At 42.9% G+C, this 19,393-nt stretch carries 14 protein-coding genes; 6 read left to right on the plus strand and 8 right to left on the minus strand.

The genetic code is table 11. The annotated features are described in order from the left end of the window. Positions 1-64 precede the first annotated feature (64 nt). A complete protein-coding gene (locus MS_RS11210; protein WP_011200064.1) occupies positions 65-463 on the plus strand; it encodes a cation transporter in 399 nt (132 codons plus the stop codon). Positions 464-569: 106 nt separating this feature from the next. Further along, entirely contained in the window at positions 570-2,774 is a 2,205-nt protein-coding gene (locus MS_RS04120) for a copper-translocating P-type ATPase (protein ID WP_041640168.1), read from the plus strand. A gap of 78 nt (positions 2,775-2,852) precedes the next feature. Here the strand turns inward: MS_RS04120 and MS_RS04125 are convergent, their stop codons facing one another. Genes MS_RS04125 through fdnG form a run of 3 tightly spaced genes read right to left on the minus strand, consistent with a single transcriptional unit; the run spans position 2,853 to position 7,533 of the window. After that, complete coding sequence (locus MS_RS04125) at positions 2,853-3,533, minus strand: formate dehydrogenase subunit gamma (protein WP_011200066.1); 681 nt, start codon at positions 3,531-3,533, stop codon at positions 2,853-2,855. Next, on the minus strand, positions 3,533-4,471 hold the full coding sequence (gene fdxH / locus MS_RS04130) for a formate dehydrogenase subunit beta (protein ID WP_011200067.1): 939 nt from the start codon (positions 4,469-4,471) through the stop codon (positions 3,533-3,535). The genes MS_RS04125 and fdxH overlap by 1 nt, the downstream gene beginning before the upstream one ends. Beyond that, positions 4,471-7,533 carry a formate dehydrogenase-N subunit alpha gene (gene fdnG / locus MS_RS04135; protein ID WP_083754306.1) on the minus strand — a complete coding sequence of 1,021 codons (3,063 nt, stop codon included), beginning with the start codon at positions 7,531-7,533 and terminating at the stop codon, positions 4,471-4,473. Before fdnG ends, fdxH begins: the two co-directional genes overlap by 1 nt. Before the next feature lie 280 nt (positions 7,534-7,813). Between fdnG and fdhD the strand changes: the two genes are divergently transcribed. Further along, positions 7,814-8,659 (plus strand): formate dehydrogenase accessory sulfurtransferase FdhD, encoded by an 846-nt coding sequence (gene fdhD / locus MS_RS04145; RefSeq protein ID WP_011200070.1) that lies wholly within the window; start codon positions 7,814-7,816, stop codon positions 8,657-8,659. 59 nt (positions 8,660-8,718) lie between these two features. Here the strand turns inward: fdhD and rlmM are convergent, their stop codons facing one another. Together rlmM and MS_RS04155 are read right to left on the minus strand one after the other, a co-directional pair. Then, a complete protein-coding gene (gene rlmM / locus MS_RS04150; protein WP_011200071.1) occupies positions 8,719-9,810 on the minus strand; it encodes a 23S rRNA (cytidine(2498)-2'-O)-methyltransferase RlmM in 1,092 nt (363 codons plus the stop codon). Between the two features lie 10 nt (positions 9,811-9,820). Further along, a complete protein-coding gene (locus MS_RS04155) occupies positions 9,821-10,702 on the minus strand; it encodes a transcriptional regulator GcvA (protein WP_041639654.1) in 882 nt (293 codons plus the stop codon). Between the two features lie 483 nt (positions 10,703-11,185). On the opposite strand from MS_RS04155, the gene MS_RS04160 reads away from it, so the two are divergent. Further along, the gene (locus MS_RS04160; RefSeq protein WP_011200073.1) at positions 11,186-12,205 is read left to right on the plus strand and encodes a branched-chain amino acid aminotransferase; all 1,020 of its coding nucleotides are present in this window, start codon (positions 11,186-11,188) and stop codon (positions 12,203-12,205) included. Positions 12,206-12,274: 69 nt separating this feature from the next. Here the strand turns inward: MS_RS04160 and MS_RS04165 are convergent, their stop codons facing one another. Continuing rightward, entirely contained in the window at positions 12,275-13,744 is a 1,470-nt protein-coding gene (locus MS_RS04165) for a YdgA family protein (RefSeq protein WP_011200074.1), read from the minus strand. A gap of 325 nt (positions 13,745-14,069) precedes the next feature. On the opposite strand from MS_RS04165, the gene dnaK reads away from it, so the two are divergent. Both dnaK and dnaJ read left to right on the plus strand, forming a co-directional pair. Beyond that, positions 14,070-15,980, plus strand: a complete 1,911-nt coding sequence (gene dnaK / locus MS_RS04170) for a molecular chaperone DnaK (RefSeq protein WP_041639656.1) — start codon at positions 14,070-14,072, stop codon at positions 15,978-15,980. A 171-nt stretch (positions 15,981-16,151) separates the two neighbouring features. Further along, positions 16,152-17,282, plus strand: a complete 1,131-nt coding sequence (gene dnaJ, locus MS_RS04175) for a molecular chaperone DnaJ (RefSeq protein WP_041639657.1) — start codon at positions 16,152-16,154, stop codon at positions 17,280-17,282. Positions 17,283-17,425: 143 nt separating this feature from the next. Here dnaJ and MS_RS04180 read toward each other — a convergent pair whose 3' ends face one another. Both MS_RS04180 and MS_RS04185 read right to left on the minus strand, forming a co-directional pair. Further along, complete coding sequence (locus tag MS_RS04180) at positions 17,426-18,208, minus strand: transporter substrate-binding domain-containing protein (protein ID WP_011200077.1); 783 nt, start codon at positions 18,206-18,208, stop codon at positions 17,426-17,428. 69 nt (positions 18,209-18,277) lie between these two features. After that, a complete protein-coding gene (locus MS_RS04185; protein ID WP_011200078.1) occupies positions 18,278-19,387 on the minus strand; it encodes a lytic murein transglycosylase in 1,110 nt (369 codons plus the stop codon). Positions 19,388-19,393 lie beyond the last annotated feature (6 nt).

Below are 19,393 nucleotides of genomic sequence, written 5' to 3' on the forward strand. Positions count from 1 at the left end.
TCCCCTTAGGTCAAGGTTTATTTTTAGCAAGTCAGTAAAGTATTTTTTAACAAAGGAGTAAATTATGGCAATTTTTTTAGCATTGAGCGAACTGTCATGCGGACATTGCATTAAATCGGTGACTAAAGCTATTGAAGCTATTAGCGGTGAAAATAGCGCCGAGGTTACCTTAAATTATGCGAAAATCAATTCGGATAAAGATCCGCAATTATTTATTGATGCTATTACCGCCGCTGATTTTAAAGCGCAATTGGCAACCCCGAGTTTTGAATTGGAACTAGACGGATTAAACTGCGGTCACTGCATTAAAAGCGTGAGCAAGGCGCTAAGTGCGGTGGAAAATATGGAAGTTTTTGATGTGGATCTGAAAAAAGCGCGTATTTACGGTAATGCCAAACCGGAAGATGTTGTGAAAGCTATTGTAGATGCCGGTTTTAATGCGAGGTTAGCCAGGCTCGTCTAATCGGAATAAGCCGAAAACAGAGCAAGCTGAGGAGCCGATAAACGAAATCCACAGCGAAGTGCAACAAACTGTGCAAATTGATGACAGAGCCGAGCAGACTACCTTAATGCTGGAAGGCATGAGCTGTGCAGCCTGTGTGCGCAAGGTGGAAAAAGCCTTATTAGCAGTGCCTGAAGTGGCGGCGGCACAGGTGAATCTGGCGGAAAATACCGCATTGGTGTACGGCAACGGCGATGTGGAATTAATGCTGCAAGCGATTGAGAATGCCGGTTATCATGCCGAAGTAGTGGAAGATGAAAATTCCCGTCGCGAAAAACAAAATGTACAGGCGGAGCATGAAATTAATCAGCGCAAATGGCAGTCAATTGTCGCCTTAATTGTCGGTTTCGGTTTGTTTTTTTGGGGAATTTTCGGCGGAACGACCGTTGCCACGGCGGAAAATCACTGGAACTGGGTAATGGTCGGTCTCATTGTGTTGGTGACTATGCTTTGTACCGGCTGGCATTTCTTTGAACGCGCCTGGAAAAACTTATTGAAAGGTAATGCGACTATGGATACCTTAGTGGCGCTAGGCACCGGTGTGGCTTGGTTATTTTCGATGTTTATTTCCCTCACTCCGGATTTTTTCCCCGATGGATCGCGCCATCTTTATTTTGAATCCGGCGTGATGATTATCGGTTTAATCAATGTAGGGAAAATGCTTGAAGCCAAGGCGAAGCAACGTTCATCAAAAGCATTGGAACGTTTGCTTGATTTAACCCCGAAAACTACGCGGATTATTGATGAGCTGGGTGAGCGTGAAATTCCGCTGAAAGATGTAAAAACGGGAATGCGGATTCGTTTGCAAACCGGCGATCGCGTATCTGTAGACGGCATCGTTCTGCAAGGTTCCGGTTGGATTGACGAAAGTATGCTGACCGGTGAACCGATTCCCGTGCAAAAGCAGGAAGGAGATAAAATCAGCGCCGGCACATTAGTTACCGACGGTGCATTACAATTTCGCGCCGAGCAGGTGGGCAATAAAACCATGTTGGCGAATATTATCCGCTTAGTTCGCCAGGCGCAAAGCAGTAAGCCGGAAATCGGTCAGTTGGCGGATAAAATTGCCGGAATTTTTGTACCTGTGGTAATTTGTATCGCTGTTTTTGCCGCGTTGATTTGGTATTTGGTCGGCCCTGAACCGCAGATTTCTTATGCGCTTGTAGTGCTGACAACGGTACTGATTATCGCCTGTCCTTGCGCGTTGGGATTGGCAACGCCAATGTCGATTATCGGCGGTGTCGGGCGTGCCGCGGAACTGGGCATATTGGTACGTAATGCGGATGCCTTACAAAAAGCTTCAAATGTCGATACTATTGTCTTTGATAAAACCGGTACCTTGACGAAAGGTGAGCCGAAAGTGACCGCACTTTTAACCTTTAATCATTTTGATGAATCGGTTGCACTGGAGTATGCGGCAAGTATTGAGCAAGGGGCAAACCATCCAATAGCGAAAGCGGTACTTAGTTTGGCACAGGAATATAACCTGAACCTTGAACACGAGCCGGAAGATTTCCGCACCTTAAAAGGTTTAGGCGTGAGTGCCAAGGTTGATCAGCAGAACATTCTGCTCGGTAATTATACTTTATTGCAACAGCATAATATTGATGCGAGTGCGGCGAATAGGTTCTTCCAAACCGAAAGCGAAAAAGGTGCGACGGTAATATTTTTAGCGGTAAATAATGTATTGGCGGGTGTTTTCGCAATTCGGGATCCTTTGCGCGAAGACTCGGTGGAAGCCATACAACGCTTGCATAAACAGGGTTATCACCTGATTATGTTAACCGGCGATCAGGAAAAAACGGCGCAGGCTATTGCAAAAGAAGCGGGAATTGATCAAGTCATTGCAGGGATTCTTCCGGAAGGAAAAGCCAATGTGATCCGACAATTACAAGAACAAGGCGGAAAAGTTGTGATGGTGGGTGACGGCATTAATGATGCGCCGGCATTGGCGCAAGCGGATGTGAGTATTGCTATCGGCAGCGGTAGCGATATAGCCATTGAAACTTCCGAACTGACTTTAATGCGGCACAGCATTCATGCGGTAGCGGATGCTTTAGCGCTTGCTAAAGGAACGTTGCATAACATGAAACAAAATCTTTTCTTTGCTTTTGTTTACAATGTTATCTGTATTCCTGTCGCTGCCGGCGTATTCTATCCGCTTTTCGGCTTCCTACTGAATCCGATGTTCGGCGGAGCGGCAATGGCTTGTTCATCTATTACGGTAGCAACCAATGCAAACCGCTTATTAAAATTCCAACCGAAAGATTAGTCGTATAATCCTTCAGTGAAAAAAAGTGCGGTAAAAATTTTAAGATTTTTTACCGCACTTTTGTCTGTAAGTTGATAGTTATTTAGAGGCTTTATCTTTCTCTAACATATAACGCTCGATTTCCGGTTTGATTTCATGATTGAACCATTTCGGGTGGTGTTTTTTCGCCCAGCGTACGGTAACCCAGCCTTCAACCATGGCGCGGATGGAGCCTTTCACCCAAAACGCCATGTAGATGTGCACCAGAATGCCGGTGAACAGAGCGAAGGCGCTGGCGGAGTGCAATAAAATCGCAATGCGCAGCGTTGTTACCGAAAAGTAGCCGGAGAAGTAGCGCCGCCACATGATAATGCCGGTTACCAACAATGTGATCATGGCAAGATTCAACGTCCAGAACAGCATTTTCTGACCGAGGTTGTATTTGCCGTTGTATGCCACACCATGTTCGTTACCTTTCAATACTTCCACGATGCCTTTCAACCAGCGGATGTCGTTCCGTTCCGGAATATTATGGCTTGCATAAATAAAGGCAAGAATAATAAACGCGATGAACATGATGATACCCGTAATCGGGTGAATGGCGCGCGCCAGTTGCGGCGTCCCCAAAATTTCATGTAACCAGGCGAAATCCGGGAAGAAAAACGCCACCCCGGTGAACATGGTCATAAAGAAGGCAATCACTAAAAACCAATGACTCACACGAGCGGGGTATTTATGGCGAACGATTTTGGTATCGTTCGTAAATTCGACTTTACTCATTATTTGCCACCTTTGTTATGATGTGATTGTTCTTCTTCCGCATCTTCCCGTTCGAAGTGGGCGCTGTGATCTTCCACATCTTCTTCATTATTCGGACCGACCCCTACATAATGGGCGATTTCGGCTAATGCCAGGCCACCCATCGCGACTGCCGCCACCGGTTTTAAGATGTCTTTCCAAAGTTTGACGGTAACGTCGATTTCCGGATCTTTCGGTAAGCCGGCATAGAGCTCCGGTCTGTCCGCGTGGTGCAACACGTACATCACATGAGTACCGCCTACGCCTTCGGGATTATAGATGCCGGCATTGTCATAGCCGCGGGATTTCAAATCCGCCACCCGGGTTTCCGCATAGTGCAGCATTTCCTCTTTGGAGCCGAAATGAATGGCGCCGGTCGGGCAGGTTTTTACGCAGGCGGGCTCTTGACCCACATTGACGCGATCCACACAGAGGGTACATTTGTATACGCGGTTGTCTTCATTACTCATTTTCGGCACATTAAACGGACAGCCGGCGATACAATAACCGCAACCGATACATTTTTCCGATTGGAAATCCACAATCCCGTTGGCGTATTGGATAATGGCGCCCGGTGCCGGACAGGCTTTTAAGCAGCCCGGTTCGGCGCAGTGCATACAGCCGTCTTTGCGGATCAGCCATTCCAGCCGGTCGTTTTCCTCCACTTCGCTGAACTTCATTACCGTCCATTGTTGGGCGTTCATGTCGCGGGGATTATCGTAAACCCCAACGCATTGTTCCTGCGGAGCGCGGATATCGTTCCATTCGGAACAAGCGACCTGACAGGCTTTACAACCGATACAGGTGGTGACATCGATAAGTTTAGCGACTTCCACCACGTCTTTGCGGACTTGCGGCGGCGGCGTGACGCCGGAAGTGGCGGAGCGCTTGATAATGTTTTGTTCTTGTACTGCGGACATTACAGGGCCTCCGTGGTTTTTTCGATGTTAACTAAGAACGTTTTAAACTCAGGGGTCTGCGTATTTGCGTCACCTACGCGCCCCGTTAATGCGTTCGGTAAGAAAGATTTACGCCCATCGGCAATAAAACCGCCATGGAGCGGAATACCTATGGTATGAACCTTTTTACCGTCAACATCAAGGGATTTAATCCGCTTAGTCACAACAGCTTTAGCTTTAATGTAACCGCGTTTTGATGTCACTTTAACTACATCACCTTGAGCGATACCTTTTTCATTGGCGAGGTCTTCACTGATTTCAACAAATGGCTGCGGTTGAGCAATCATGTTGAGATCGGCGTTTTTAGTCCACCAGTGGAAATGTTCCGTTAAGCGATAAGTTGTACCCACATAAGGGAATTCGCTTGCGTTACCAAAACTTGCCTTATCATTATCCAAAATACGCGCAACCGGGTTTGAAATTACATTCGGATGCAGCGGGTTAGTACCGATTGGACTTTCGATAGGTTCGTAGTGTTCAGGGAACGGACCGTCGACCATTTTATCCAATGCGAATAAACGGCTTATTCCTTCGTTATTCATGATAAACGGCATCACATTGCTGTTTGGCGGTGCCGTGCCGAAGTCGGCTATATCAATATAGTTCCAGTTTTTGCCGTTCCATTTGATTAACGGACGTTTCGGATCCCATGGTTTACCGGCTAAATCCGCGGAAGCGCGGTTGTAAAGAACACGGCGATTCGCCGGCCATGCAAACGCCCAACCCAAGGTATTACCCAATCCGGACGGATCGCTGTTATCGCGGTTATCCATTTGGTTGCCTTTCGGTGTCCATTGACCGCTGTAAATCCAGTTTGCGGCGGAAGTGGTGCCGTCATCGCGTAATTGAGCAAAGCTTGAAAGCAATTCGCCTTTTTTCGCAATTAAATTACCGTTTGCATCATAAAGATCTTCCAATGCGTAACCATTGCTTTCTTTAGCAATTTCATGAGCTTTTGGTTCCAACGGATTTTGGTAGTTCCATGTCATAGCTTTAATTGTATCAATAGAAGGACCGCCCTCTTTTTCATACATTTCAAGCATCACTTCACGGATTTCGGAAAGAATATCCACATCCGGTTTCGCTTCTTTCGGTGGTTCGGCTGCTTTATAATGCCATTGCAACCAACGACCGGAGTTGGCGATAGAACCGTCTTCTTCCGCGAAACAAACCGTAGGCAAACGGAATACTTCGGTTTGAATCTCAGCAGGATTAACATCATTGTATTCGCCGTGATTTTGCCAGAATTCGGAAGTATCGGTTTTTAACGGATCCATCACAACCAGGAATTTCAATTTGCGTAATGCGGACGAAATTTTATTTTTATCCGGATAAGAGGCTAACGGGTTATAACCCTGACAGAGGTAACCGGTAATTTTACCTTGATCCATTAAATCAATGTATTGCAGGTGATCCATTTTCTTCTTGTATTGTTTCGGAAGATTATGGAAACCCCATTCATTGTCTTTGGTTGCATTTTCACCGTAGAAGGTTTTTAACATACTCACCACAAATTTCGGCGTATTTTGCCAGTAGTTAGTCTGACCTTCGGCCGCTGTTTTCGGCGTAATACGGTTTAAGAAACTCTCTAATGAGGTATCGGTTTCTGTTGGTAATGGAATATAACCCGGCAACATAGACGGGAACAGACCCATATCAGTCGTACCCTGAACATTGGAATGGCCGCGTAATGCATTGATACCGCCGCCCGCCATACCGATGTTACCTAAAAGTAACTGGATCATCGCCATGGCACGGATATTTTGCGCACCTACGCTGTGATGAGTCCAGCCTAGGGCATATAAAATAGTCATGGTACGGTTCGGTACCGCCGTCGAAGCGATGGTTTCGGCAAATTCCAAAAATGCTTTTTGCTTGGTACCACAAACCCGCTCAACCATTTCCGGCGTATAACGTTCAACGTGTTTTTTCAGCAAATTAATGACGCAACGAGGATCCTGCATGGTTAAATCGCGTTTCGGCTGGCCGTTTTCATCCAATTGATACGACCAAGTAGATTTATCGTAGCTACGTTCGGCTTCATCGTAACCGGTGAATAAACCTTCTTCAAAACCGTAACCTTCATTAATCAGGAAGCTTGCGTTGGTATAGTGTTTAACATATTCGTGTTGAATAGCGTTGTTATCGAGCAGGTATTTGATTACGCCTGATAAAAGCGTAATGTCCGTGCCCGAACGAATCGGAGAATAGAAATCAGCGACTGCCGCAGTACGGTTAAAACGCGGATCAACCACCATTAACTTGGCACCGTTTTGCTTTTTCGCTTCAATAGCCCAGCGGAAGCCGACAGGATGCGCTTCAGCCGCATTACCGCCCATAACGACGACAACGTTGGCATTTTTGATATCAACCCAGTGGTTGGTCATGGCACCGCGACCAAATGATGGAGCAAGACTTGCTACCGTCGGTCCGTGTCAGGTACTCGCTTGGTTGTCAAGAACAAGTAAACCGAATGCCCGCGCCCATTTTTGGGAGATTAACGCGGTTTCGTTACTTGCCGCGGACGCCGTTAAGAAACCGGTTGTTAACCAACGATTAACCGGCGTTCCTTCTTCATTGGCGGATTCCCAGTTGGCATCGCGGTCATCTTTCAATAATTTGGCGATTTTATGAATGGCGTCGTGCCAGGAAATGCGTTCCCACTTATCGGAACCCGGCGCACGATATTCAGGATATTGGATACGGTTCGGACTGTTTACGAAATCTAAAACTCCCGCGCCTTTAGGGCATAACGCTCCGCGGCTGACCGGGTGATCCGGATCGCCTTCGACGTGAGTTAATTTTCCACGGGAATTCATTGCGCCGTCACCGATGCTATACATCAGCATACCGCAACCCACAGCGCAATATGTGCAGGATTGACGAGTTTCTTTCGCTCGTAAAAGTTTGTATTCGCGTGGTGCAGCTAATGCGGCAGTAGGCATTAAACCTAATGCGGCAACAGATGTACCCGCCATCCCACCTGCACAGATCTTAAAGAACTTTCTTCTTGTGACCTGCATAGATAATCCTCAAAATAATAGTAGGTAGTAATTTCGTTCATACCGTTCTCAGAATAGACAAACGCAGCGACGCGATTCTTAAGCGTTTTATAAAATTTAGATGTTAATAAAAAGTAAGGATTGCGTTTCTACACTTATTCATTCACAGTAACAACATGATAAATTTGATTGCATTGCTTTCTCGAAAATGTATTACAATGAAAAAGCTAAAATCAGAGGTAGGATACCTTTATTTCTATGATAAAGCTATAACCAATCTTATTCATAAAGGAAAAATATTTTGATTGAGATCACAAAAAGAACAATAAGTTTTTTCAAAAATTTAACATTTATAAAACAAATAGATAAAGATACAGTATCAGATTCAAACAATAGCCGTTTTGAATTTATACAAAAAGAAGAAACGTTGGCGGTGGAAATGCCCGTAGCGCTTGTTTATAACGGCATTTCTCATACGGTGATGATGGCAACTCCTTCAAATTTGGAAGATTTCGCTCTAGGATTTTCACTGGCGGAAGGTGTTATCGATAGAGTTTCGGATATTTACGGCATTGACGTTGAAGAAACCTGTAACGGGGTAGAAGTGCAGGTGGAGTTGGCAACCCGATGTTTTGTCCGCTTGAAAGATTTACGCCGAACCTTAACGGGCAGAACGGGTTGTGGTATTTGCGGCAGCGAGCAACTTGAACAGGTCACAAAAAAATTAGCAAAATTAGACCGCACTTTTTGCTTTGAACTGAAAAAATTAGACGGCTGTTTAGCTCTATTACAGCAAGCGCAGACGTTGGGTAAGCAAACGGGTTCAACCCATGCGGTAGGTTTTTTCTCGCCGCAAGGGGAATTGTTAGCGATTCGGGAAGATGTGGGGCGCCATGTGGCGTTAGATAAATTATTAGGCTGGCATGCCAAGCAAGGAAAACCTCAAGGTTTTGTTTTAACTACAAGTCGTGCAAGTTATGAAATGGTGCAAAAAACCGCAAGTTGCGGGATTGAAATGTTAATAGCCATTTCTGCGGCAACGGATTTGGCGGTACGTATGGCGGAAGAATGTAATCTCACTCTTATCGGTTTTGCCAGAGAGGGAAGAGCGACGGTTTACACTGAAAAAGTGCGGTTAAAAATTTAGAATATTTGGACGTTATAAAAATACCGAGCAAACGGCTCGGTATTTTAATGAAAAGCGGATCATTTTTTTACTGAAATATGTACCGTAATTTCTTCACGATCATGATACAAATGTTTTGCCTGAATATGATATTTAAAACCGGCTTTATCCAATTCATTAGTGATTAATTGCAAACAGTTTTGCACTTCCGCATAGCGTTTTTTCATCGGTAGTTTCAGGTTGAAAATGCTCTCGCGGCACCATTCGTTCACCAACCATTTTGCAATTAATGCCGCAATCCGGATAGGCTGTTCAACCATATCGCAAACCAACCAGTCAATTTTACTGCGTTTCGGCGGCTGAAATTTAAAGCCGTCTTCCGGGCAGTGATCAATTCGCCCGGTGTCATGCAGACTTGCCGCCATTTTGCCGTGATCCACCGCATAAACAAATAAACCTCGTTTAACTAATTGATAAGTCCAACCGCCGGGACAGGCACCTAAATCTACGCCGTACATGCTTTCATTCATGCATTTTCGTTCTTCTTCCGGCGATAGGAAAGTAAGAATCGCTTCATGTAGTTTTAAGGTTGAACGGCTCGGTGCTTGCGGTGGAAATTTTAAGCGTAAAATCCCCATAAAATTCGGCGAATGATTATTGTTGTAAGAATAGCCTACGTAGCAACAGTTGGGTTTAACAAAGAAAATATGCAGAGTCAGACCACTTTTTTTTACTTCTTTGAATGCCAGGTAACCTTGTTTTTTTAATGCCTGACGCAACGGAACGGTAAATTTGCGGCAAAAGACGGACAGTTCTTTAGCTTCATTGGTATCGGCCGTTTCGACAAATAATTCCGTTGTCCGGTGAAGATTCACAAGGCTGCCAATCCTATTATATTCTTCAATAATAGGCGTAATACGATCGGTTGGCGGTAAATTTTCCAATAAATCGGAAATAACTATCATCTGACGGGCAAAGATTAATTGATTAAACGGAATTTCACGGGCAAGACGATCCGCTTCGCCTTCCTGATAACATTCAAAAATCACATAACCGCTGTCATTGTTGACGCGGGCAAAACCAAAAACGCCTTTTTCCGCCGCTTTTTCCGTAATTTCGGCGGCCGTTTCTTTTTCAAAACCAATGCGGCAATATAGTGCAAGTTTATTCAAATTAGTCCCTTTAATTATATTTCATTTCCTGCATAATCCATTGTCGGAATGCAGAGATATTTTGATCATTTGTTCTGTTTGTATCGCTTACCACGTAAAAAGACTTAGGATCTTTGAGTTCATAAGGCAGTACTACTTGTAGGTTGCCGTTGTCAATTTCCTGTTGCGCCAGAATACTATTGGCTAATACGATACCTTGTCCGTGTACGGCGGCTTGCAGTGCCATAAAGGTATGGCTGAATAACGGACCTATATGAATATTTAAGTCACTGATTCCCAGCTCTGTCGCCATATTTTGCCAGTTATCCCTTGTGTGTACATGAATCAAAGTATGATGTTTTAAATCATCTTTTGAATTTACCGGATTATTGGCAAGTAGTTTGGGCGACGCCAAAATGAGCAAATTATCTTCCGACAGTTTTTCGGTTTTGAGATTATCCCAATTTCCGTAGCCATAATAAATAGCCACATCAATATCATTGCCCAAAATTCCTTCATCTTGTTCCGCACTTTTTATGCGGACTTCAATATTAGGATAGAGTTGATTAAATCTGTTTAATCTCGGAACCAACCAGTTAATACCGAAACTTTGCAGCACGCTGATAGTGAGATGAGGATTGTCTGTAGATTTTAATTTTTCCGTTACATCCGCAAGTTTTTGCAAAATAGGTGAAATTTCCTGAAAGTAATTTTTTCCTAATTCCGTTAATTCTAAGGATCTGTTTTTACGGATAAATAACCGAATATTTAGAAAATCTTCTAATAATTTTATTTGATGGCTTACTGCTGCCTGAGTTACGCATAATTCGTCAGCCGCTTTAGTAAAACTTAAGAAGCGAGCCGCACTTTCGAATGCTTTCAATGAATTCAGGGGAGGCAAACGTTTAAACATTTTTCTTTCCAATTGATGAAATATGGTTTATACTATATAAGATTTATTCGGATTAGTTTTTTTTATGTTTCGAATAAAAAATTCTCACTTGTTCAACTCCTTAGTCCCCCATATAATACGCCGCGTACTTAATGATTAAGCAATTCCTTTTTCATAAAGAGTTTCATTCTTATTAAGTATTATGTTGTGTTTGCATATTGTTCGGGAAACCGAACGCAAGTAACTTAGTTACTTATTTAACTTCCTGTATATTTTTAAACCTAATTTTGGGTTCGTAATGCACCGCTCTTTGTGAGCGGTGTTTTTTTATCTCTTAAGATATTAAACATATCTTTTTTCTGAAAAAACAATCTGTTTATCTTATCATAACTTAATGTGCTGACCAGCATAAAATAGCATGCTTTTTGGAAATAATTGTTTTCATTGATCCTATTATGGTGTAGATTTATCACAATATGTAGTACACAAAAATAAGGATAAAAAATGAAAGATCTTGATTGGAAAAACCTTGGTTTTGGTTATACAAAAACTGATTATCGCTATATTGCTTATTGGAAAAACGGCGAATGGCAAAAAGGCGAGTTGACAAAAGATAACACTTTACATATTAGTGAAGGTTCGCCCGCATTGCATTATGGTCAGCAATGTTTTGAAGGGTTAAAAGCCTACCGTACTAAAGACGGTTCAATTCAATTATTTCGCCCGGACCAAAACGCCCTCCGAATGCAGCAAAGCGCTGATCGTTTACTAATGCCTCGAGTTCCCGTCGATATGTTTATTGATGCTTGCAAGCAAGTGGTTAAGGCAAATGAAGAGTGGGTAGGTCCTTACGGTTCCGGTGCGACATTATATTTACGTCCTTTCTTAATCGGCGTTGGCGATAATGTCGGCGTACATCCTGCAAAAGAGTATATTTTTTCTATTTTTGTTTGCCCGGTCGGCGCTTATTTCAAAGGCGGCCTTGCTCCAAGTAAATTTTTGATTTCAACTCATTTTGACCGAGCGGCGCCTCACGGTACGGGTGCGGCGAAAGTAGGCGGCAACTATGCGGCAAGTCTATATCCGGGCAAATATGCTAAAGAACACGGTTTTGCAGATTGCATTTATTTAGATCCGGCCACACATACAAAAATCGAAGAAGTGGGTTCCGCAAACTTTTTCGGTATCACTAAGGATAATAAATTTATTACACCTATTTCTCCGTCAATTTTACCGAGTATCACTAAATATTCGTTGCTTTATTTAGCAAAAGAACGCTTAGGCCTGGAAGTGGAAGAAGGCGATGTCTATGTAAAAGATTTAGATCAATTTGCCGAAGCCGGCGCTTGCGGTACTGCGGCTGTTATTACTCCTATCAGCGGCGTACAAATTGACGATAAATATCATGTTTTTTATTCCGAAACCGAAATCGGACCGATTACACAAAAACTTTATGACGAATTAACCGGTATTCAGTTTGGTGATAAACCGGCTCCGGAAGGTTGGATCGTTAAAGTTGAATAATAAAAGCCGATAAGAAAATGCCGAGTTTACACTCGGCATTTTTTATAGATAAAAAGCAATTAACAGGGATTATTTGCTTTGCATCATTAAGCCGAAAAGCATTAACCCTATATATTCTTCGGGAATTTCATTACCGTTCAGCATAAGCTTGTCGTTAACGATAGCAAGATTGAATTTTGCCGAACCGCCTTCTTCTACAATTACATTTTGCTTTTTCAATGTATTGGCAATCCGGTCTACTTGTTGTTGGGCATATCCGTCCGCTTTTTCTTTTGCTACGCCGCTTAATTGTTGCAAGGTGGATAAAAATTCCACTAAAGCGGGTTTATCAGTATCAATATTTAAAGAGAATTGTTTAAATAATGAGAGTACATTTCCTTTTTTTAACGCGTTTGCGAAATCGGCATGGGCTAATTCAATATTAAAATTACCGGTAAATTTACCCGCAGTATTTTGCAGAGCCAACGGAGAAATACGAAAGTGCGGTTGATTTTCCAGAATTTTTAACAAAATTTCGTTGATTTCTTTTTCATCGGCTTGTTGTTTTATCCCGTGGATTAACTGCGCGACCAGATTAGTCGGTAAATGATTTGCCTGAAGATCAAGCTGAACGCCGCCTAAGTTTTTGTCGTTAATTTTTAATGAATCCGCCCGGTTATGAATATCGTAATTCAGCATGCCTTCGTTTTCATTGGCGGCATAGTCGTAATTGAAATTATTGAAATATATTGTGTTCGCCGTTTTTTTATTATCAGCGAAATGATAAGTATAGGTAAGATTTTCAATCTTTCCTTTATACAAGCCGGTGGTGATATCATTCGTTGCCGGAATGATTTGCATCAAACCGTCGAGATTTTGTAACTCAATGTCAATAGCGGATAAATCCGATTGTGTTTCCGCCTTATCGGCTAATTTTATATCGGCGAGAGCCTTATCGGTCAGAGTCAGTTTGGCGGCATCGTAACGGTAATTAAATTCGCCTTGTTTTTTTGGTGTCGCCGCATATTTAATGAAGGCGTTTGACCAATTAACGGCAATATCTTCAAGTTTAATATCACCGGCGGCAAGATTAAGAGCAGCATCAAATTCCTGCATATAATTTAAGCTGATATCCGCCGTAATCGGGTTTTGTTCTTTTGTGTAATCAAACCAAGGTGTGGTGAGTTCATTTTTTATAAGTTGGCTGTGACTGGAAAAAACGGCAGGCGAAAAATCAAACTGACGGACTAAGTTAAGGGGCAGAGGCCCATGATAAAGGGTTCCCGCAAAAGGGAGTCGCCATGTTTGGGTTTTATCTTGTGTGGATTCAATTAAAATATCGTAGCTCATTTCCGAGCTGAATAATCCTCTATCAAATCGTACGTTTTCAATTTTTACAGAAAAAGCCACCGCACTTTTTGCGCTTGTCAGCTGTTTATTTAAATTTTCTACCTGTGTTTTATATTCGGCTTCGGCGGTTTTACCCGTAAACCAGGCGCCACCTGTCCAAACTGCGCCAAGGGCGACAATTATTATTAAGGCCAATTTTGATTTATTCATAAAAAATATATTCCTTTTATAATTAAGATTATTCTAAGTAACCTATCATAATTTGAGCGTTTTTTCGAGTTCTATTGACCTAATGCCGTTGATTTATAAATTAAACATCGGTATTTAAACGCTAAATAAATGGAAATGAAAAAATTTAGAAAAATTTTTAACATTTCCTCTTGAAGTTTAATGACTCGTCCTTATTTAAGGTAACAAGAATGAGCGGAAACGATTTATCAAGAAATTAAAAAAAAAGCTTGAAAAAGAAAAATCGATCCACATTTTAAGATTACGTAAACAAAACTTACGAATGAATTTAACGAGGAGAATTAAAATGGGCAAAATTATTGGTATTGACTTAGGTACAACAAACTCTTGCGTAGCGGTAATGGACGGCGATAAACCGCGTGTAATTGAAAATGCGGAAGGTGAACGTACAACCCCGTCAATTATCGCATATACACAAGATAACGAAGTATTGGTAGGTCAACCGGCAAAACGCCAGGCGGTAACAAACCCGAAAAATACATTATTTGCAATCAAACGTTTAATCGGTCGTCGTTTTGAAGACCAAGAAGTACAACGCGACGTTAACATTATGCCGTTCCAAATTATCAAAGCGGACAACGGCGATGCATGGGTTGATGTGAAAGGTGATAAATTAGCGCCACCGCAAATCTCTGCCGAAGTATTGAAAAAAATGAAGAAAACCGCAGAAGATTTCCTGGGCGAAACGGTAACCGAAGCGGTAATTACAGTACCTGCATATTTTAACGATGCGCAACGCCAGGCAACTAAAGATGCCGGTCGTATCGCAGGTTTAGAAGTTAAACGTATCATCAACGAACCGACAGCGGCGGCATTGGCTTATGGTTTAGACAAAGGTAAAGGTAACCAAACTATCGCGGTTTATGACTTAGGTGGCGGTACTTTTGACTTATCAATCATTGAAATTGACGAAGTGGGCGGTGAAAAAACTTTTGAAGTATTGGCAACCAACGGTGATACTCACTTAGGTGGTGAAGACTTCGATAACCGTGTAATTAATTACTTGGTTGATGAGTTTAAAAAAGAACAGGGTGTGGATTTACGCAACGATCCGTTAGCAATGCAACGTTTGAAAGAAGCGGGCGAAAAAGCGAAAATCGAACTTTCTTCCGCGCAACAAACTGATGTGAATCTTCCATACATCACAGCGGATGCAACAGGTCCAAAACATTTAAATATTAAATTGACCCGTGCGAAATTAGAAGCATTGGTAGAAGATTTAGTAGCGCGTTCAATGGAACCTGTAAAAGTAGCGTTAAGCGATGCCGGTTTAAGCGTGTCACAAATTGATGATGTTATCCTGGTAGGCGGTCAAACCCGTATGCCGTTGGTTCAACAAAAAGTGGCCGAATTCTTCGGTAAAGAACCGCGTAAAGACGTAAACCCTGACGAAGCGGTGGCGGTTGGTGCGGCGGTACAAGGCGGCGTATTAGCAGGTAACGTAACCGACGTATTATTGTTAGACGTAACACCGTTATCATTAGGTATCGAAACTATGGGCGGCGTGATGACTACCTTAATTGAGAAAAATACTACGATTCCGACTAAAAAATCGCAAGTATTCTCAACCGCGGAAGATAACCAAAGTGCGGTAACTATTCACGTATTACAAGGTGAACGTAAACAGGCGAGTGCCAATAAGTCTTTAGGTCAATTCAACCTGGAAGGCATTAACCCGGCACCGCGCGGTATGCCGCAAATTGAAGTGACTTTCGATATCGACGCGGACGGTATTATCCATGTTTCGGCGAAAGATAAAGGCACAGGTAAAGAACAGCAAATTACCATTAAAGCTTCTTCAGGTTTAAGCGATGAAGAAATTCAACAAATGGTACGCGATGCGGAAGCAAACGCAGAAGCCGACCGTAAATTTGAAGAATTAGTTCAAGCCCGTAACCAGGCCGATGCGTTGGTTCACAGCACACGTAAACAATTAACGGAAGCCGGTGACAAATTATCAGCAGACGATAAAGCACCGATTGAAAAAGCGGTAAATGAACTTGAAGCTGCGGCGAAAGGTGAAGATAAAGCTGAAATCGAAGCGAAAATCCAGGCATTAATTCAGGTTTCCGAAAAATTAATGCAAGCGGCGCAACAACAAGCCCAAGCGGATGCCGGTGCGCAACAGGCACAAGGTAATAACGGCGGTGATGATGTTGTCGATGCCGAATTTGAAGAAGTGAAAGACAATAAATAATCTATCTTCAAATAACTAATTTAAGGGCGTAGCGATACGCCCTTTTAACACATGGGTAGGGTGGGTTTAATTGCCCACTAAGTTTTATCAAAGTGCGGTTAAAATTTCCGAATTTTTGACCGCACTTTTACGGTGGGCGAGCGAGCCCACCCTACATTAGTGACGAAAATTATGGCAAAACAAGATTATTACGAAACGCTTGGCGTACAAAAAGGGGCGGATGAAAAAGAAATCAAACGCGCCTATAAACGCCTTGCGATGAAATATCACCCCGACAGAACAAACGGTGATAAAGCGGCGGAAGAAAAATTCAAGGAAGTCAATGAAGCCTATGAAATTCTGATGGACAAAGAAAAACGCGCCGCTTATGACCAATACGGACATGCCGCTTTTGAACAAGGCGGATTCGGTGGCGGTGCCGGTGGATTTGGCGGCGGCTTTGGTGGCTTTGGCGGTTTTGAAGATATTTTCAGTGAAATGTTCGGTGGCGGTGCAAGTCGTCAACGTGTGGTTCGAGGCGAAGATTTACGCTACGACATTGAAATTACATTGGAAGAAGCGGTACGCGGCACCACAAAAGATATTAAAATTAATACCTTAGCCGCTTGTGATCATTGCGACGGCAGCGGTGCGGAAAAAGGTTCGAAAGTAGAAACCTGTCCGACTTGCCACGGACACGGACGAGTTCGCCGTCAGCAAGGTTTCTTTATGACGGAAACTACCTGCCCGACCTGTCAGGGTAGCGGTAAGAAAATTGAGAAACCTTGTAAACATTGCCATGGTGACGGACGGGTTCATAAAAAGAAAAATCTTTCGGTTAAAATTCCGGCAGGTGTGGATACGGGCAATCAATTGCGCTTATCCGGTGAAGGTGCGGCGGGTGAAAACGGTGCGCCGGCAGGGGATTTATATGTTGTGATTCATGTAAAAGATCACCATATTTTCGAACGTGACGGCAGCAATTTGTATTGCGAAGTGCCGATCAGTTTTACTATGGCGGCATTAGGCGGTGAAATTGAAGTGCCGACTTTGGACGGACGAGTGAAATTAAAAATTCCGGCTGAAACGCAAACCGGCAAATTATTCCGTATGCGCGGGAAAGGGGTTACCTCAACAAGAGCCGGTTATGCAGGCGATTTAATTTGTAAGATTATTGTGGAAACGCCGGTAAAATTAAACGAAGAACAAAAAGAACTGTTGAGAAAATTTGAAGAGAGTTTAGAAGGACAGTCTAAACAACGCCCTAAATCATCAAGTTTTTTAGACGGCGTGAAAAAATTCTTTGATAATTTAGGTAAGTAGCCTATTGGTGTATTATTGTTGGGGCGTATAGTATACGCCCTTGACTATACATGTTTCCCTGATACAAAAGGCATAGTAAACAAAAAAACTGCGGTCAAAAAATCGAAAATTTTGACCGCAGTTTTTTTTATATAAAGGATAAATTAGTCACGAGGCAACCATTTGTTGATTGTTTTATCCAGGTTGCCTGACATTTTTTCTAAATGCAGGAATTGATCCACATAACTTTTGAATCGGTAATCGCCGTTATGAATTAACCAGCCGTTTTGCGCAGGTTTTAACGGTTTGTCCGGATTAACTGCACAAAGCACGCCTTTATGCTCATGAGCTTTTACGATGGCTTCCGCCGCTTCGCTTACAAATACGTCCACTTTTTTATCGATAACCTGTTGGAAAATCGTTAAGTTTTCCGCATTCATGGTTAAATTTGCATTGCTTAATTCATTACGGGCGTATTTTTCATTACTTCCGCCCGGGTTTGCGATAATTCGGACTTCAGGACGGTTAATTTGCTCAACCGTTTGATATTTATCGACATTTTCACAACGCACAATAGGTGTTTTGCCGTTAATGAAATAAGGCTCGGTGAATAACGCTTTTTGCTGGCGTTCAAGGGTAATGGAGATTCCACCGACGGCAATGTCGCATTTGTTCGCGGTGAAATCGTCCATCAGTGTTTTCCAAGTTGTCTTAACAATGGTTACTTTGGCGCCCATACTTTGTGCAAGTTTATCCATTAGGTCGTTATCGACACCTTCGAATTTACCGTTGTTATCGAAACTGAAAGGTTTGTAATCGCCGGGTGAGCAAACAACCAATTCTTTTGTTTCCAATACTTTTGTTAATGTATCCGGTGAGGTTTGAGCTTGTGCCGTTGCGGTGACAAACATTGCCGCAATGAGAGTTGCGAGAGTTGCTTTTTTCATGTTGTGTTTCCTTTTCTGTTGTTTAAATAATAAAAAAGCCGATAGCCTGGCTGGCTATCAGCTTATAGGTTAAAAACCAAGTGTTTGTTTAATCCGATCAGCGAACATTCCGACACTCAATGCGTAGTAGTTGGAACGGTTCCAGTCCAAAATGGTACGGTAATTGTTTGACACCAAAAATGTCCGGCCTACTTCCTTATCCGGACGAACCAACCATAAATCCGCATTGGATAAAGCTTTTAGTTTGTCGGCATCAAACATATTCTTTGGTAATACGCCTTGAGCCTGCCAATCGTTCAATGAACGCGCTTTCTCTTTTTCCGTGCCGGCAAGTGAAAGCGGTAAAGGGGTTGTCAGAGAAACTTCTATTCCCCAAGGCAATGTATCGTCCCAACCGACGGTATGCAGATAATTGGCGATAGAGGCGAATACGTCATATTCGTTGCTCCAAATGTCTTTTGTACCGTCTTTATCGCCGTCGGCGGCATAGTTTAAGTAGGAACTCGGCATAAACTGAGTCTGTCCCATGGCACCGGCCCATGAACCCAACATTTTACTGCGATTTAAATGACCGGCATCCAGCATTTTCATTGCGTTAATAAATTCTTTGCTGAACAGGGTTTCGCGCCGTCCGTCAAAAGCTAAGGTTGCCAGTACGGACAATACGTCATAATCTCCCTGATAGTAACCAAAGCTGCTTTCCATGCCCCAAAGCGCAAGAATAAATTCTTTCTGTACGCCGAATGCGCTACTTGCTTTTTGTAGCGGAACCTGCACGTCATAATAGTTATCTTCCGCTTTGTCCACTTTGGCTTGGGTTAAATGTTTTGTCAGATAATTGGTGACGCCGTTGGGATTTGGCGGCAGGGGTGGCAATCCCTGACGACGAGCTGCATTGCCCGCTTGTTTTTGATCCAAACGAACTGCACTGTCGATATAACGGATATTGTTTTGTGTCGTTAGCGTTGCACTTGAAACGCCTTGCCCGGCGGCCTTGCGTTTTAAAAATTGCACGTAATCATCAAAATTATTTAATGTCCGGGCATTTGAATAAACCGCAGTGGCGGGTAGCGCACTCAAATCTTCGGCAGAATTGACCGCACTTTTATTATTGTTTGAGGAGCAACCCGCTAACATCAGGCAGGCTGTTAATGCTAAAAATTTATATTTTATTTTCATTATTAA

Origin of the sequence: [Mannheimia] succiniciproducens MBEL55E (genome assembly GCF_000007745.1) — a bacterium.
Lineage (GTDB): Bacteria > Pseudomonadota > Gammaproteobacteria > Enterobacterales > Pasteurellaceae > Basfia > Basfia succiniciproducens.

Coding starts and splice junctions, on each gene's coding strand:
- MS_RS11210 (WP_011200064.1), top strand. CDS start 65: ATGGCAATTTTTTTAGCATTGAGCGAACTGTCATGCGGACATTGCATT.
- MS_RS04120 (WP_041640168.1), top strand. CDS start 570: ATGCTGGAAGGCATGAGCTGTGCAGCCTGTGTGCGCAAGGTGGAAAAA.
- MS_RS04125 (WP_011200066.1), bottom strand. CDS start 3,533: ATGAGTAAAGTCGAATTTACGAACGATACCAAAATCGTTCGCCATAAA.
- fdxH (WP_011200067.1), bottom strand. CDS start 4,471: ATGTCCGCAGTACAAGAACAAAACATTATCAAGCGCTCCGCCACTTCC.
- MS_RS04155 (WP_041639654.1), bottom strand. CDS start 10,702: ATGTTTAAACGTTTGCCTCCCCTGAATTCATTGAAAGCATTCGAAAGT.
- MS_RS04160 (WP_011200073.1), top strand. CDS start 11,186: ATGAAAGATCTTGATTGGAAAAACCTTGGTTTTGGTTATACAAAAACT.
- MS_RS04165 (WP_011200074.1), bottom strand. CDS start 13,744: ATGAATAAATCAAAATTGGCCTTAATAATAATTGTCGCCCTTGGCGCA.
- dnaK (WP_041639656.1), top strand. CDS start 14,070: ATGGGCAAAATTATTGGTATTGACTTAGGTACAACAAACTCTTGCGTA.
- dnaJ (WP_041639657.1), top strand. CDS start 16,152: ATGGCAAAACAAGATTATTACGAAACGCTTGGCGTACAAAAAGGGGCG.
- MS_RS04180 (WP_011200077.1), bottom strand. CDS start 18,208: ATGAAAAAAGCAACTCTCGCAACTCTCATTGCGGCAATGTTTGTCACC.
- MS_RS04185 (WP_011200078.1), bottom strand. CDS start 19,387: ATGAAAATAAAATATAAATTTTTAGCATTAACAGCCTGCCTGATGTTA.